This is a genomic window from Halorubrum sp. ASP1, assembly GCF_005435135.1.
Taxonomy (GTDB): Archaea; Halobacteriota; Halobacteria; order Halobacteriales; family Haloferacaceae; genus Halorubrum; species Halorubrum tropicale.
In genome coordinates this window covers 1-14,986 of the sequence record NZ_SGUA01000004.1, presented here as the reverse complement: position 1 = coordinate 14,986, position 14,986 = coordinate 1, and the positions used below count along the sequence as shown (strand labels likewise).

The window sequence follows — 14,986 nt, the reverse complement described above, 5'->3', positions numbered from 1 at the left end:
ATCCAATACTGGCCTCGGATCGAGCTTCGATCGGAATCTCCCAGCTTCTTACTCCTTAAGTATTGTGTAGAATGCACAATACCAAGTCGCTCGAACGGCGCCCGCACGTGACTCGAGGAGCGGCGATCTGCTCGCCGCCCGCCTCAGTCGTCCGCGGCCGCTTCGGGCCGGTACGCCTCGCTGATCGCCTTCCACTTCCCGGAGCGGAACCGCAGGTAGTTGATCGCGGCGGGGATCGTCGTCTCGGCCATGAACGCGAGGTAAAGCCCCCACAGGCCGATCGCGGGCAGGGCCACCTCCGGGAGCGTGAACCCGACGAACGGAATTTCCACGAGCGGGGTCGCGAAGCCGACGAGCGGGAGCTTTACCGCCGGGATCGTGAGGACTTCGGGAACCGTTACCGCCGGCGTCGCGTCGTGCGCGCCGACGTACGCGAGGGGGATCGAGACGCAGAACATCCCGAGGAACTGGCTGGCGAAGGGGATCTTCGTGTCGCCTGCGGCGTCGAGGGGTCCGGCCGCTCCGCCGGAGACGCCCTGGAAAATCACCGCCGCGCAGGCCGCGTACACGAGGTCGACGGCGATCGGGATCTCCGGGCTGGTGGGCGACTCGGCGAACAGCGAGACGATGTCGGTCGCGAAGGTCGCGATCAGCACCGCGGAGACGGCGTACGTCGCCACCGAGAAGCGGATGATGTCGCGGGCGTACGCCTCCGCCTCGTCGGGGCGCTCGACGCCGAGCTCCTGCCCGACCAGGCTGGAGGAGGCGAGGCCGAATCCCCAGCCGGGCGTGTTCATGATCCCCCAGATGCGGCGGGCGATGACGAACGCCGCGACGGTGTTCTCGCCGAACACGTCGAGGATGGCGAGCATGGGGAACTCGGCTGCGGTCCACACGAGGTTGCGCGCGCCGACCGGGACGCCTATCTCGACGAGGTCGCGGAGCATGCCGGGGTTGACGTACGAGCCGGTCGCGTCGATGGCGACCGGGAACTCGCCGATCAGCGGGGCGCTCCCGCGGACGAGGCCGACGGTGAAGCCGGCGACGGCGAGCACGTTCGAGAGGACGGTGCCGACCGCGGCGCCCTCGACGCCCCAGCCGAGGCCGAAGATGAACAGCGCGCTGAGGACGATGTTGGCGACCGCGCCGCCCGCCCGGACCTGCATCGCGGTGTAGGCGTCGTCGCAGCCGACGAGCACGCGGCTCCCGACGAGGTTGAGCGCGGCGAACGGGACGCCGAGCCCGACCACGCGGAGGTAGTCGGCGCCGTGAGCGATCGCGGCCTCGTTGCTGCTCAGGACGTCGATGAACGCCGGCGCGTACAGCCAGAAGGCGCCGCTGACGGGGACCGTGATCGCGATCACGAGGAGGACGCTCGACCGGACCGCGTCGCCGAGCTCGGCGAACGCCTCGGCGCTGAACCGCTGGGAGACGAGGGCGATGGTGCCGCCGGCGACCCCGCCGCCGAGCGCGAACGCGAGCCCCCAGTAGGGGCCGGCGAAGCCGACGCCGGCGACGGCGCTGGTGCCGACCGCGACGCCGACCATCGCGACGTCGACCGCGTTCTTCGACATCCGCGCGATCCCCGTGACGATCCGCGGCCACGCGAGGTCGGTGGTCCGGACCACGCGGTGGCGGTCGATCAGGCCGACCCGGGCGAGCGCGAAGCCGATGTACAAGATGAGCAGCCGAAACGGGTTCGGAAGGCGGGAGATCAGCTCACGGGGAGAACTCGGGAGGCGAGACACGACGGATGGGCCCGTTTCCCGCTGGCGGCTAAAGGGGTTTCGTCACGCGGCAGGCGGTTCCGGATCGGCGGCGGTCTCGGGCCCGCAGCGGTCCGCGGTCAGGCGCCCGAGACCAGGTAGACGGCCGCGGCGGCGAAGGCGATCCCGAGCCCCTTCCGGGCCGTGAACGACTCGCCGAGGAAGAGGAAGCCGATCACCGACGAGAAGACGAGGAACATCGCGAAGATGGGCGTCACGACGCTCACGGGCCCCAGCGAGAGCGAGCGGTAGAGGGCGAGGATCCCGATGCCGAGGAACACGCCCGCCGCGAGGACGTGCGCCAGCTTCGGCGACCCGAGGTGGGCCGTGAACCCCTGCCCGGTGTACGCGATCACGCCGATCGCCATGGCGACGAGCAGCGTGTTCGAGACGACGACGGCGACGTCGCTCGGGATCGCGTTCGGTCCGGTCGTGGCGACGCGCATCAGCGGCGAGACGAGGGCGTACGCGCCCATCGCGAGCAGCGCGTACGGGAGATAAGTCGTGGCCGTAGCGTCCATGTGCCGCGGTCGGCGTCCGGCGTCAAGTGCCTATCGACCCGCGTCCGGCGGCGCCCGCCGCGAGACCGAACCGCCCGCGGCCGACGGGCCGTCGGCGGGCGGCTCCGAGGCCTCGGCCCCCTCGTCTTCGGCCCCCGTCGCTGCCCGGTCGAGCGGAACGGCGACCGTCACGAGCGTGCCCGCGGGGTCGCGCTCGTCGAACGAGATCCGGCCGCCGAGGTGGTCGACGCCCCACTTGACGATCCACAGGCCGATTCCGCTACCGTGTCGGAGGGGGGTCTCGGTGCCGCGATCTAAGACGTCGTACTCGGCCGGGTCGATCCCGGGGCCGTCGTCCGCGACGGTGATCTCGACCCACCCGTCCGAGACCGCGGCGTCGACCCGCATCCACGGCGCGTCCGCGTCGTTGTGTTGGAGCGCGTTCGAGCAGAGGTTCTCTAAGACGACCACCAACACCCCTCGGACGGGGACGGTCGGCACGTCCCCGACCTCGGTCCGCGCGTCGGGATCGTCCGCCCGCGCCTCCGCGACGGCCTCGTTGACGACCGTCGGCAGCGGCGTCCACTCCGACTCGTCCGTCGGATCGAACAGCTCGCCGGCGGTCCGAGTGCGCTCGCTGAGGTCCAGCATCCGCTCGGCGCTCTCCGAGATGACGGATAACGCGCGCTCGTCTGTCGGGTCCGAGCGGAGCTGTTCGAGGTACCCCAGGATGAGGTTCGTCTCCGTGCGAACGTCGTGCCGGAAGACGCGGTTGAGTACGTTGAGCCGCTGTTGTTGACCGAGGTACGCCCCCACGTCGTGGTAGGTAATCACCCGCGCAGTGGTGCGGTCGTGGTCGTCGACCACGTCCCTGATCGTCGCCTCGTAGGGCCGCTGCCCGTCGCGCCCGACGACCCGTATCGCCCGCGGCTTGTCCTCCCCGCCGTCGTCGAGTTCGCGGACCGCGTCGTACTTCGGGACGACCGCCGACGCCGGCTCCCCGATGGCCGCGCGGCGGTCGACGCCGAACGTCTCGGCCGCGCTCTCGTTCAGGTCGACGAGGAGCCCCTCCGTCCCGACGACGAAGACGGGGTCGTGGAGCTGCTCGAAGACGAGCTGGCGCGCGCGGCGGCGCGGGGCGGGCGCGAGCGTCAGCAGCCGGAACCGCGAGAGCGCGAGCAGGTACGCGACCCCCGAGACCCCGAACACCAGCGGCGTGGGGTCGAGTCCGGGGACCGGGATCGCGCCAGAGAGGTACGCGACGCTGCCGGCCCACGGCGCCGCGGTCCCGACGAGGAGCGCCGCGCTCTGTCCCCGGAACGGGCGGGCGTCGTCGCGGATCAGCTGGATCAGCGGGACCGATCCGACCGCCCCGAGGAGGTAAGTGTAGCCCGCGATGATGTAGTACAGCGGTCCGGGCACCACTTTGAGGAACGTGCCGACGGCCGTCTCGCGGACGACCCGGTCGGCCGCGAGGAGGTTGCCCGGGTCGCCGGCGGCGGCGACCGCGACGGTGGCCGCGGGCACGACGGACACCATCGCCACGGAGAACGGCGTCACGTAGCGGTCGTAGCCGGTGTACGCCAGCGCGAAGAAGAGCCACCCGACCGGGATGACGACGACGCCGACCCACTGGACGTCGTACCACAGCGCCTTCGCCGGCAGCGTCGTCGCCTCCAGTTCGAAGACGAGGAACGTCGCCCACCAGACCTGCCCGGCGAGCAGCACCGCGAGCCACGTCGCGCCCGGTTCCGGGCGCTCGCGCCACGCCAGGATCGCCGCCGCCAGTCCGACCGTCACCGCCACGAGGAGGACGACGGACAGAGGGCTCAACGCCGCCATAGAATTTTTACGGACATTGTATTTATAACTCATCGGGTTGTGATTATCTATCGAAAAAATCGGGATCTGGGGCCCTCAGCGCCTGAGATTACGCCGCCTCACAGCGCGAACGCGAGGAGGACGACGCCGGCGACGAGGTAGCTGCCGTCCGGGGCGACGCCGAGCGCCGTCCCGTCAAGCCTGTCGGCGAGCGCGGTGATGGTCATCGAGACCACGAGACCGACGCCGAGCGCGACGAGGGCCGGCGTCGACGCGGCGCCGGTCGTCGCGGTGACGGCCAGCAGCCCGGCGGCGACGGCGTCGACGCCGAGGAGGATCCGTCGCGTTCCGGCGACCCCGAAGACGACCGGGAGCGTCGCCACGCCCTGCGCCGCGTCGGCGGCGGCGTCCCTGACGTTCGGGACTTCGACGTCCACGAACGAGCGGACGAGGACGTACGCGAACAGCAGGGCGACCGTCCTCGGCCCGACCGAGTCGACGGTGACGCCGGCGAACGCGAGCGGCGCGGCGACGACCGCGACCGCCCAGGCGAGCGCGACCGCCGCGGAGTTGAGGAGGAACACGTCCTTGAGCCGCGGCACCGAGGCCGCGCCGAGCGGCGCGAGGCGGTCGCCGAGGGCGGGGAGCCAGTCGGTTGCGTAGCCGATCCACACCGCGCCCGGGACGAGCGCGAGCGCCAGCGCCGCGGGCCCGGCGCCCGCCGCGAGCGCGACCGCGAGCCCGTAGCTCACGGCGGCGGCGACCATCAGCTGGTCGGCGTAACGGAGCGCGAAGCGGGCGCGCAGCGGCGTCGCGTCGGCGTCGCCCTCCGCGTCGGCGACGTGGTCCGCCGCGTACACGGAGAAGGCGATCAGCCCGACCGCGACCGGCGCGGCGGACCGCTGGACCCCGAGCGCGGCCGTCACGAGCGCCACCTCGACGGCCGCGACGAGCGCGGTGAACGGGGCCCCCGCGGCGAACGCGGCGACCCGGCGCACGGCGCTCGTGTCTGGGGAAGTCACGTGCGAGCGATACTGCGATGTCGTGCCGTCTGCCGTCGACGGCTTCGTCGGTTCGTTTGCCATAGAGCCGTTCGCCGCCGGCCGACGGCGAACGTACGGTATGGGAGATCGAACCGTATCTATCCACCCCGTTCAGCGTTAATAAAATGCGAATTAGACCCGTATCAGGTCCACCGGTCCGGCCCGTCGCGGGGGTTCGGGCTTCAGTACGCTTTTGACCCGAGCGGCCGATTTCCCGCCCATGGACGGAACCTTCGATCACGTGATGATCCGCGTCGAGGACTTAGAGGAGAGCCTCGACTGGTACCGGACGCACCTGAACTACGAGGAGAAGGGCCGCTGGGAGGCCGACACCTTCACGAACGTGTTCCTCGGCCCCGAGGACGTTCACGAGGACGGCGCCCGCTTGGAGCTCACGTACAACCACGACGGCCGCAGCTACGAGATCGGCGACGCTTGGGGCCACATCGCGGTCCGCGTCCCCGAGGACGCGCTCCAGGAGTCGTACGACCAGCTGATGGACGAGGGCGTCGAGGACTACCGCGACCCCGAGTCCTGCGGGAACCGCTACGCGTTCGTGAAGGACCCCGACGGCCACGAGATCGAGATCGTCAAGCGCGACCACGGCGCGAAGTGGAGCATCGACCACACGATGATCCGCGTCGAGGACGCCGACGAGGCGCTGGGCTACTGGACCCGCAAGTTCGAGTACACGGAGTACCCGGGCCGCTGGGAGGCCGATACCTTCTCGAACTACTTCGTGGCGCCCGAGGACGCGGCCGAGGAGGCGATGAAGCTCGAACTCACCTACAACTACGACGGCCGCGAGTACACGATGGGCGACGGCTGGGGCCACGTCGCGGTGCGCGTCGACGACCTCGACGAGGCGTGGGACGACCTCATGACCCGCGAGGCGCCCGACTACCGCGACCCCGCCTCGTGCGACCACAACTACGCGTTCACCAAGGACCAGGACGGCCACGAGGTCGAACTGGTCACGCGGGACTGATCGACGCCGCTCGGCCGGGGTCACACGGGCGCCGCTGCGCCTCTGCTCCCTTTTCCCGCCCGATTCGAACCGGCTCACTCCTCGAACTCGACACCCGTGATCTCGAACCGCGCGCCGCCGTCCTCGCTCGCTCCCGCCCGCACCGACCAGCCGTGCGCGTCGGCCACCTGCTCGACGATACGCAGCCCGAACCCGGTTCCCGACTGCGAGGTCGTGTGCCCCGCCTCGAACACGTCTTCCCGGCGGTCGGGGTCGATCCCCGGGCCGTCGTCGACCACGTAGAAGCCGTCCGGCAGCGTCCCGGCCGCGACCGTCACGTCGTCGCCGCCGTGTTCGATCGCGTTCCGCATCAGGTTCTCTAACAGCTGTTTGAGCCGTCCCTCGTCCGCGAGGATCATCCCCTCTGCGTCGGCACGCAGCGTCGCGTTCCGCGTGTCGACCGTCCGCCAGCAGGAGCCGACGACCCGGCCCAGGTCCACCGGGTCGGGGTCGGTCACGGGGTCGCCCTCGCGGGCGAGCGTGAGCAGGTCGTCGATCAGGGCGGTCATCCGGCCGTGCGCGCGCTCGACGGCCGCGAGGTGGTCGCTGTCGCACTCCTCGCGGGCGAGTTCGGTCCGGCCGCGCGCGACCTCCAGCGGGTTCCGCAGGTCGTGTGACACCACCCCCGCGAACTCCTCTAAGCGGTCGTTTTGTCGCTCCAGTTCCGACGTCCGCTCCGCAAGCCGGCGGGTGCGCGCCTCGGCCTGGAACGCCGTCTCGGCCGCCGTCGCCAGGATTCCGGCGAGGTACTCGTCGACGCCGCCGAACACGCCGGGCTCCGTCTCGCCGACCGATATCGTCCCGTAGTCGCCGATCGGGACGATCAGCAGGCTGCGGAGGTCCGTGTCGGCGTCGAGCGCCTCGGTCTCGCGGATGTCGTCGAACTTCCGGGGCTCGCCGGCGTCGAACGCGCCCCAGTTCAGGCTCCCCCCGTCGGGGGTGTACGTCCGCCGTTCCGGCAGCAGGTCCACCGCCTTCGGCGAGACGGCCATCGGCACCAGTCCGCCGGCGTCCTCGTCGTTGATCCGGACCGTGACGATCGAGAACCCGAGTACGTCGGTGGCGGCCTCGACCGCCCGCTCCGCGATCTCCTTCCGCGAGTCCGCCCGGACGAGGGTCCGAGTCGCGTCGTGGAGCCGCTCCACGCGGCTCTCCCGCTCGATGCGGTCGAACGCCGCCTCGAGGTGGCCGGTGAGGATCTCGGCCACGAGCACGTCGGTGTCGGTGAACTCGTTCGGCTCCGGCGAGGAGACGACGAACAGCCCGTGGTCCCCGATCGGGCGCAACACGAGGCTCTCCGCCGGCGAGGGCTCGTCGAGCGGCTCGTACGCCGACAGCTCGTCGACGACGAGCGACTCGTCGCTCCGGTAGGCGTCCCACGCCATCGCCGCCCGCGTCCCCGGCGGCGCGTCCCGGTCGTACGACGGCTGTTCCTCGAACAGCGCGGGCACCGACTGGCCGAGCGCGACCGGTTCGAGGCGGTCACCCTCCTCGGTGCGGAGGTGGATCCCGCTCAGTCCCGCGTCGATCAGGTCGTCGACCGCGTCCACCGCCAGCTCGGCCGCTTCCTCGGTGGTCCGGGCGTAGTTGAGGTCCCGGGTCCACTCGCGGAGCCGGGCGAGGGTCCGCTCGCGCTCCTTCCGCTCGGAGACGTCCCGCGTGGTGACGACGTATCCCTCGGTGGCGTCCGTCTCGATCCGCTCGCTCCCGACCGATTCGAGCCACCGGTACTCGCCGTCGGCCGTCTCGAACCGGTACTCGGCCGTCGGCGGGCCGCCCTCGGCGTCCAGCTCGCCGAACGCCGCCCTGACCGCCTCCCGGTCCTCCGGGTGGACGTAGTCGAGCGACCGCTCGCCGAGCAGGTCCGACGGGGCGTGGCCGGTCACGCGCTCGCAAGAGGGGCTCAGGTACCGGAACCGCCAGTCGCGCGACAGCACGGCGACCACGTCGCTGGCGTGTTCGATAAACGCCCGGTGGCGGTCGCGGTCGGTGGCGTCGCGGATCACGCCGACGAAGTGTCGCTCGCCGTCCGCGGTGAAATCACCGTACGACAGCGAGACCGGGACCTCGTGACCGTCGCGGTGGAGCGCGTCGAACCGAACGTCCGACCAGTCGACGCTCGGCTCGCCGGTGGCGAGGTATCGCTCGACCGCGCCGAGGTGGTCGTTCCGGTGCCGGTCGGGCATCAGCGTCGTCAGCGGTTCGCCCTCCAACTCGCTCGGCTCGTACCCGAACACCGACTCGACGGCCGGGTTCGCGAACTCGATCACCCCGTCGGTGTCGACCGACAGGATCGCGTCCGACGCCCCCTCCGCGACCGCGCGGAACTGACCGACGGCCTCCTCGGCCTCCCGTTCGGCCCGCCGCTTCTCGACGGCCTCGACGACCCTGTTCGCCAGCCGCTCGTACCGCTCCGTGCCGCCGCGCTTCTGGAGGTAGTCGGTGACGCCGGCGGAGATCGCTTCGCTCGCGACCTCCTCGGACCCCCGGCCGGTGAAGAGGATGAACGGGAGGTCCGGGCAGCGCTCGCGGACCGCGGCGAGGAACGCCAGCCCGTCCCGGCCGGGCATCTCGTAGTCCGAGACGACGCACTCGAACTCGCCGTCCGCCAGGGCGTCGAGCCCGGCGTCCGCGTCGGGCGCCGTCTCGACCGCGATCCGGTCCGCCTCGCGCTCTACGTACGAGGCGGTGACCTCTCGCAGGTCCGGGTCGTCGTCGACGAGGAGGACCGGGATGCGGTCGGGCATACGCTCGGAATACTTACCATTCGCGTATAATGGTTTTGCCCGTCCGCGCCTCGGACCCCGAAAATCGACGGGGAAGGCCGCGAGCGACGTCGGCTCCGGGGCGGCGTTCACTCGCCGCGGGACCACGCCGAGTGGCTCGACGCGCTCGCGCTCGGCTCACTCGTCCGGGGACCGGTCAGGCGCGGGACGGAAGACGACGAGCCGCTCGCCGTCGGTGGCCCGCTCGCCGACGGCGGCCGTCACCGCGTCACCGATCGCCACGTCCGGGGCGGCGTCCTCGTCCGAGTCGTCGCCGCGGACGATCCCCGTCAGCCGCGTCGGGCCGAAGTCGACCACGGCGGTCGCGTACGGCGCGTCGTCGGCGAAGCGGGGCGACGGGACGTGGACGACGCTGTACGTCTCGACGGTCCCCGTCTCGCGGAGCGGCTCCCGCGAGAGGTCCGGCAACCCGCACTCGGGACAGACGCGGCGCGGGGGGAGCGAGCCGTGGCCGTCCGGACACGCGAGCGCGAACCCCTCGCCGTCCGCGAGCGCGTCGAGCCACTCGGCGTAGTCGCGGTCGGTCGGCGGGGCCTCCCCGCCCGTGTCCGCGTCGCTCATTCCGCCACCTCCAGCACGTGGACGACCGCGCTGGCGACGGTCCCGCCCGCGTTGTGCGCGACGCCGACCTCGGCGTCGGGGACGTGCTCGCTGTTGGGGTGGTCCCCGCGGAGAAGGCGGGTCAGCTCGGCGATCTGCGACCCGCCGGTCGCGCCGACCGGGTGGCCCTTCGCCTTCAGCCCGCCCGAGAGGTTCACCGGGAGGTCGCCGTCGGCGGTCGTGACCCCCTCGCGGGCGGCCGATATCCCCTCGCCCGGCTCGAACAGTCCCAGCGACTCCAGCGCCAGCACCTCGGCGATGGTGAAGCAGTCGTGGACCTCCGCGACGTCGACGTCGCTCGCCCCGACGCCGGCGTCGGCGTAGGCCGCGTCGGCGGCGTCGTCCGCGGCGGGCGTCCGGGCGAGGCGGTCGCGGTCGCCGAGCGCCATCCGGTCGGTCCCCTGTCCGGTGCCCGTCACCGCGACCGGCGCGTCGAGGTCGTTCCGCTCCGCGTACTCCGCGGAGACCAGCACGAGCGCGCTCGCCCCGTCGGTGATCGGGCAGGCGTCGTACAGGTGGAGCGGCGCCGCGACCGGCGGCGCGTCCATCGCCTCCGCGACGGAGACCTCCTTCCGGTACTGGGCGTACTCGTTGGGCACGGCGTTGGCGTGGTTCTTCGACGCGACGTGCGCCAGGTCCTCGCGGCTCCCGCCGTAGGCGTCGAAGTAGGCGTTCGCCATGAGCGCGTAGGCGCCGGGGAAGGTGACGCCCGACCGCACCTCGAAGAGGTCGTCGGCCGCGATGGCGAGCCCCTCGGTGACCTCGGCGGTCGGGAGGTTCGTCATGCGCTCCATCCCGCCCGCGAGGACCACGTCCGCGTCGCCCGCGGCCACCGTCCGGACCGCCTCCCGGACCGCGACGCCGGCCGACGCGCACGCCGACTCGTAGCGCGTCGCCGGGCAGCGCACCCCGGCGGCCTCGGCCATCAGCGGCGCCTGGTGGCCCTGATGCTCGGCGAGCGCCCCCATGAAGTTGCCGTAGTTCAGCTCTTGGACGTCGGCCCTGTCGACGCCGGCGTCCTCGAACGCCCGAAGCGCGGCCTCCCCGAACAGGTCGCGGCCGGTGCGCTCCGGGTGACTGCCGAAGGGAGTGAGCCCGACCCCGGCGACGCGTACCTCTGTCATACACGAACGATGATCGGGGACGTGATTTATCTCTGCCGGAAGCGGGAGTTCCGGTTCTCCGGCGGAAACGAACGGCCCCGCAGAGAACGAGCGGGTCGCGGCGGTCGCGTCCGGTCAGCCGATGTAACGCAGGTCGTCGTCCGGCACCGCCGGTCCCTCCTGCATCTCGCGGATCTTGCCGACGACTTCCTCCATCTCCTCGGCGCGGTCCTCTAAGCTCTCGTAACCGACGGAGAGGTCGAGGACGGACTCTAGGACCTCCAGCACGGCGCGGGCGCTCTTCGGGTCGACGAGGTAGCCGCTCGTCTCGCCCATCAGGCAGGCGGCCTCGAACCCGCGGCGACCGCCGAGCCCCAGGACGAGCCCGGAGACGCCGACGATGCCGCCCGCCGGCTCGTCGGCGCGGAACTCGACGCCGGCGTCCTCCAAGTCCTCCGTGAGCGCGTCCTCGGAGACCGCGCCGAGGACGGTGTACTCCTCGACCAGTTCGCCGGTCGGGACGCCGCCGAGCGCGAACGCGCGCTCCGCGCCGAACGCCTCGGCCACGTCGAGGAACGTCGAGGTGAGCTTGTAGTGGCCCGCGTTCGACCCGGCCTGGTGGTCGCCGGTCAACACGAGCAGGTCGGCGCCGTCGGTCTCGACGGCGTGGAACTCGGCGCAGGTCAGCTCCGCGACCCCCCCGTCGTCGACGTTCACCTGCGGCGGGAACTCCGTGGCGTACACCCGGCGGACGAGCTCCCCGTCGAACTCCTCCAGCAGGTGTTCGGCCGCCAGCTTCCCCACGTGCCCGACGCCCGGCAGCCCCTCGATCAACACCGGGTCCGTGAGCTCCGGCGTCGCGACCTCGTCGATCTCGATGTCCTCCATACCCCGTCCGTCCGGGCGGCGGTCACAAGAGCGTGGCTATTCCGGTGGCTCGCGATCGAGCGGTCACGAGGACAGCCCGGACGCCGCCGCGGCGTCCGCGCCTACTCCGAGCCGCGTCGCCGCGCCCGCCGTCGGTACTCGCCGTACGGGTCTTCCGGGCCGAACGGGGCGGGCGCGCTGTTCTCGGTCGGGCCGCCGCAGACCGGACAGCGCTCGCCGAGCGCGTACACCGGCCGCTCGTGAGCGGCCGCCCAGTTCGCGCAGACGCGGATGTCTGATTTCACGGATGAAAAGCGTCGGGTCGGACCGAGTTACTCGTCGTCTTCGCGCCGCTCGCGGTGGAACTCGCCCTCGCCGCCGGCGGCCTCGATCGCCTCGCGGGCGCGCTCGGCGGCAGCTTCGAGCTGCGACTCCGCCGTCTTGTAGTCCGGCGCGCGGACCTTGATCCGGTACTCGGGCGAGCCGACGTAGCCGACGTCGAGGTCGACGCCGTCCGGGACCTCGCCGTTCCCTTCGGCGGCGGCGAGCGCGTCGCGCACGTCGTCGACGCCGTCGGGGGCCGCCGATTCGAGGTCGACGTAGCCGGTCACGTCGACGTACGGGACGGAGACGTTATCGCGGGCGGCCGCGACGACCGCGTCGACGGTGTCGGCGTCGACGTCGACGTCGTCGAGCGCCTCGTCGCCGCGGATCGCCGCCGCCTCGAAGGCGTCGTAGAGGCTCTCGTACTCCGCGAGGAGCGCGTTGGCGACCGACGTGTAGCGGTCGTCGTCGACGTCCTCGCCGAGCGCGATCTCCATCCAGTTGTCGGCCTTCTGGGCGTTCTTCCAGTCCTGGATCGTCTCCTTGCGCTGGTGTTCGTTGACGTCTTTGATCGAGAGGTCGATCTGGTTCGACGACTCGTCGACCTCGAGCACCTTCGCCACGACCGTCTGTCCCTCGCGGACGTGGTCGCGGACGTTCTTGATCCAGCCGGACGCGACCTCGCTGATGTGGCAGAGGCCGCGCTTGTCCTCGTACTCGTCGAGGTCGACGAACACGCCGAAGTCGGCGATCTCGTCGACGTCGCCGACCACCAACTCGCCGGGTTCGGGCCAGCCGCTGTACTTCATGACGGAGCGGTGAGGCGGTTACCGCGCCTCAACGGTTTCGACGATTTCGCCGTGAAGCTCCGCCTCCCCGCCGGTGGGGGTCGCGAGGGTCGTGCCGCAGACCGCGCACGACACCGTCGAGGAGGCCTTGCCGAAGACGACCTGTTCGTTCTCGCAGTCGCCGCAGGCGACGCGGTGGAAGTCTCCCGCCATGCTTACTCCTGGAACGTGAGACGGCCGGCGCGCCATCCCTCGCGCATGTGGGCCTTCCCGCAGTCGCCGCAGCGGTACTTCAGGTGGGTCTTCTTCGTCGGCTTGTCGCCACCGGGCACCTTCGAGTACCCGCCGGCGTTGCCGATGGTCGCGAGCGCGCGGCGTCGCTGTCGCGCGTCGCGTTTCATTCCGGTCGCGCGACCCGATCGGACCTTCTCCACCTCGTGCTCCTGGTGGGAGTCACAGTGGGGGCAGTACGTGTTGAAGCGGCGTGGCATTTCCATGGATATCGACCTTGAGACGCGGTTCGTCGCCGACGCTTAAAACGGGTTTGGTCTGGGCCGCCCGCGAGCCGGCCCGCGCGGCGGTCCGCGTCCGTCTAATCCTCCCACTCGGCGACCGCGCGCACCGGCGACCCGTCTGCGCCGCGGAGCCGGAGCGGGAAGGCGGAGAGCCGGAACCGCGCCGGGAGGCCGTCGAGGCCGCAGAGGTTCTCGACGACCGGGAGCGAGGCGCCCAAGAGGACGTCGTGGGCGGGGGTCCCCCCGGGCTCGCCGTCCTCACTCGCTCCCCCGTCTGCCCCTCCGCCCGCCGTCGGCGTCGGGTCCGGTCCGAAGGCGTCGAGCCCGACGCCGACGCCCGCCTCCCGACACCGCTCCGCGGCCGCCGCGGTCAGGTACGGGTGGTCGCGGTATCGGTCGGTCCCCCAGTGCGACTCCCAGCCGGTCCGGAGGACGAGGAGGTCGACCGCGGGGTCGAGGGCGTCGGGGTCGGGCAGCGCGTCGGGCGCTATCGGCTCCCGCGCACCGAGCGGACGGAGGTCCAAGAGGCGCGCGTCGAACGCGAACCGGCCGACGTCTCGCTCGTCTATCGACTCGCCCCCGCGCACCGTATGCCGCGGCGCGTCGACGTGCGTTCCCGCGTGCGTTCCGGTCCGGAGCTCGCTCGTCGCGTAGCCGTCGGCCTCGTGGGTCGCGGCGGGCGCGAGCGTCACGTCGGGGTCGCCGGGGTAGGTCGGCATCCCCGTCTCGATCGGTCGCGAGAGGTCGCGGAACACGACCGGCGGTGCGGTCGCGTCGCGGTTAAGTCGGTCGCCCTCGCGGCCCGCGTCGCCGGCGACCGCGCTCCCTCGGTCGCCGAGGTTCCGCGGCCCGAACGTATTTCCTCCGCCCGCCGCTGGGTGCGTTCATGTCGGAACTGCCGCTGGACGCGTACTACGACCTGACCCAGATCGGCGAGGTCGCCGTCTCCCCGACCGGCGACCGCGTCGCCTTCACCGCGACCGAGTACGACCAGGCCGCGGACGAGGCGGTCTCCTCCCTCTTCGTCGCCCCGATCGACGGCTCCCGCGAGCCGCACCGCCTGACGAGCGCCTCCGGCGCCTCCGCGCCGTCGTGGGGGCCCGACGGCGACCGCCTCGCGTTCGTGGCCGCTCGCGACCGCGACGCCGAGAAGCGGGTGGGCTGGCGCGACCGAGACGACGAGGGGGACGAGGAGGACGCCGAAAGCGGGGACGTGGACGCGGACGCCGAGAGCGAGGGCGACGGCGAGGAACCCCTCGGAAACGGCGACGACGGGCCCAAGCCGCAGGTGTGGGTCTTCGACCTCGCGCTCGGCGGTGACGCGCGGCAGGTCACCGAGCGCGACGAGGGCGTCGCGGACTTCGACTGGTCGCCCTCGGGCGACCGCCTGGTGATCGAGTCGCGCGACCCGACCGACGAGGAGTCCGAGTACCTCGACCAGGTGCGCGAGGAGGGCGGCCCCATCGAGACGACCCGGCTTCAGCACAAGGTCAACGGCGCCGGCTGGACCGACGAGGTGACGCGGTACCTGTTCGTCGTCGACCTCGACGACCCCGAGAGCGACCCCCGCCGGCTCGACGACGCCTACGGCGGCGGCGCCTTCGAGGACATCGCCGGGATGGACCCGACGTGGGGCCCGGACGGGCGGATCGCGTTCACCTCCTGCCGGCTCGACCGCCCGGACGACACCTCCGTCCGCGACCTCTACGCGGTCCCGGCCGACGGCGGCGACGCCGAGCGGCTCACGGGCGGCGATCTGACCCACGGCGCGCCGGCGTCGCCGCCGTCGGCCGGGACCGCGTAGAGGTCGCGGACGGAGGTGTCGTCCGGGCGGTCGAGCCGGCAG

At 71.9% G+C, this 14,986-nt stretch carries 14 protein-coding genes and 1 pseudogene; 2 read left to right on the top strand and 13 right to left on the bottom strand.

Annotated elements, in window-relative coordinates; genetic code table 11:
* Positions 1 to 143: 143 nt before the first annotated feature.
* The 4 genes from EXE48_RS06915 to EXE48_RS06900 all read right to left on the bottom strand — a co-directional run bounded on the left by EXE48_RS06915 (position 144) and on the right by EXE48_RS06900 (position 5,172).
* Positions 144 to 1,748 (bottom strand): MATE family efflux transporter, encoded by a 1,605-nt coding sequence (locus EXE48_RS06915; RefSeq protein ID WP_137711048.1) that lies wholly within the window; start codon positions 1,746 to 1,748, stop codon positions 144 to 146.
* Between the two features lie 98 nt (positions 1,749 to 1,846).
* The gene (locus EXE48_RS06910; protein WP_053771179.1) at positions 1,847 to 2,287 is read right to left on the bottom strand and encodes an EamA family transporter; all 441 of its coding nucleotides are present in this window, start codon (positions 2,285 to 2,287) and stop codon (positions 1,847 to 1,849) included.
* Between the two features lie 30 nt (positions 2,288 to 2,317).
* Entirely contained in the window at positions 2,318 to 4,108 is a 1,791-nt protein-coding gene (locus tag EXE48_RS06905) for a sensor histidine kinase (protein WP_241991960.1), read from the bottom strand.
* Positions 4,109 to 4,206: 98 nt separating this feature from the next.
* Positions 4,207 to 5,172 carry a UbiA family prenyltransferase gene (locus tag EXE48_RS06900; protein ID WP_137711047.1) on the bottom strand — a complete coding sequence of 322 codons (966 nt, stop codon included), beginning with the start codon at positions 5,170 to 5,172 and terminating at the stop codon, positions 4,207 to 4,209.
* A gap of 178 nt (positions 5,173 to 5,350) precedes the next feature.
* On the opposite strand from EXE48_RS06900, the gene EXE48_RS06895 reads away from it, so the two are divergent.
* Positions 5,351 to 6,118: a VOC family protein gene (locus tag EXE48_RS06895; protein WP_053771182.1), complete on the top strand. Its 768-nt coding sequence runs from the start codon at positions 5,351 to 5,353 to the stop codon at positions 6,116 to 6,118.
* A gap of 74 nt (positions 6,119 to 6,192) precedes the next feature.
* Here EXE48_RS06895 and EXE48_RS06890 read toward each other — a convergent pair whose 3' ends face one another.
* From EXE48_RS06890 to EXE48_RS06850, 9 genes are all read right to left on the bottom strand, one after another.
* Complete coding sequence (locus tag EXE48_RS06890; RefSeq protein WP_137711046.1) at positions 6,193 to 8,904, bottom strand: hybrid sensor histidine kinase/response regulator; 2,712 nt, start codon at positions 8,902 to 8,904, stop codon at positions 6,193 to 6,195.
* A gap of 156 nt (positions 8,905 to 9,060) precedes the next feature.
* Positions 9,061 to 9,504: a Zn-ribbon domain-containing OB-fold protein gene (locus tag EXE48_RS06885; RefSeq protein WP_053771184.1), complete on the bottom strand. Its 444-nt coding sequence runs from the start codon at positions 9,502 to 9,504 to the stop codon at positions 9,061 to 9,063.
* Positions 9,501 to 10,667 carry a thiolase domain-containing protein gene (locus EXE48_RS06880; RefSeq protein ID WP_137711045.1) on the bottom strand — a complete coding sequence of 389 codons (1,167 nt, stop codon included), beginning with the start codon at positions 10,665 to 10,667 and terminating at the stop codon, positions 9,501 to 9,503. The genes EXE48_RS06885 and EXE48_RS06880 overlap by 4 nt, the downstream gene beginning before the upstream one ends.
* Before the next feature lie 114 nt (positions 10,668 to 10,781).
* The gene (locus tag EXE48_RS06875; protein ID WP_137704308.1) at positions 10,782 to 11,534 is read right to left on the bottom strand and encodes a proteasome assembly chaperone family protein; all 753 of its coding nucleotides are present in this window, start codon (positions 11,532 to 11,534) and stop codon (positions 10,782 to 10,784) included.
* Between the two features lie 101 nt (positions 11,535 to 11,635).
* Positions 11,636 to 11,818 carry an RNA-protein complex protein Nop10 gene (locus EXE48_RS06870; RefSeq protein WP_053771187.1) on the bottom strand — a complete coding sequence of 61 codons (183 nt, stop codon included), beginning with the start codon at positions 11,816 to 11,818 and terminating at the stop codon, positions 11,636 to 11,638.
* Positions 11,819 to 11,845: 27 nt separating this feature from the next.
* On the bottom strand, positions 11,846 to 12,646 hold the full coding sequence (locus EXE48_RS06865; protein WP_053771188.1) for a translation initiation factor IF-2 subunit alpha: 801 nt from the start codon (positions 12,644 to 12,646) through the stop codon (positions 11,846 to 11,848).
* An 18-nt stretch (positions 12,647 to 12,664) separates the two neighbouring features.
* Entirely contained in the window at positions 12,665 to 12,838 is a 174-nt protein-coding gene (locus tag EXE48_RS06860; protein WP_004595868.1) for a 30S ribosomal protein S27e, read from the bottom strand.
* Between the two features lie 2 nt (positions 12,839 to 12,840).
* On the bottom strand, positions 12,841 to 13,122 hold the full coding sequence (locus EXE48_RS06855; protein WP_053771189.1) for a 50S ribosomal protein L44e: 282 nt from the start codon (positions 13,120 to 13,122) through the stop codon (positions 12,841 to 12,843).
* A 95-nt stretch (positions 13,123 to 13,217) separates the two neighbouring features.
* Positions 13,218 to 13,895, bottom strand: coding sequence for a cyclase family protein (locus EXE48_RS06850; protein ID WP_137711044.1), 678 nt, complete (start codon positions 13,893 to 13,895; stop codon positions 13,218 to 13,220).
* 131 nt (positions 13,896 to 14,026) lie between these two features.
* On the opposite strand from EXE48_RS06850, the pseudogene EXE48_RS06845 reads away from it, so the two are divergent.
* Positions 14,027 to 14,926 (top strand): annotated as a pseudogene (locus tag EXE48_RS06845) (TolB family protein); the annotation flags it as partial.
* Between the last annotated feature and the right edge of the window lie 60 nt (positions 14,927 to 14,986).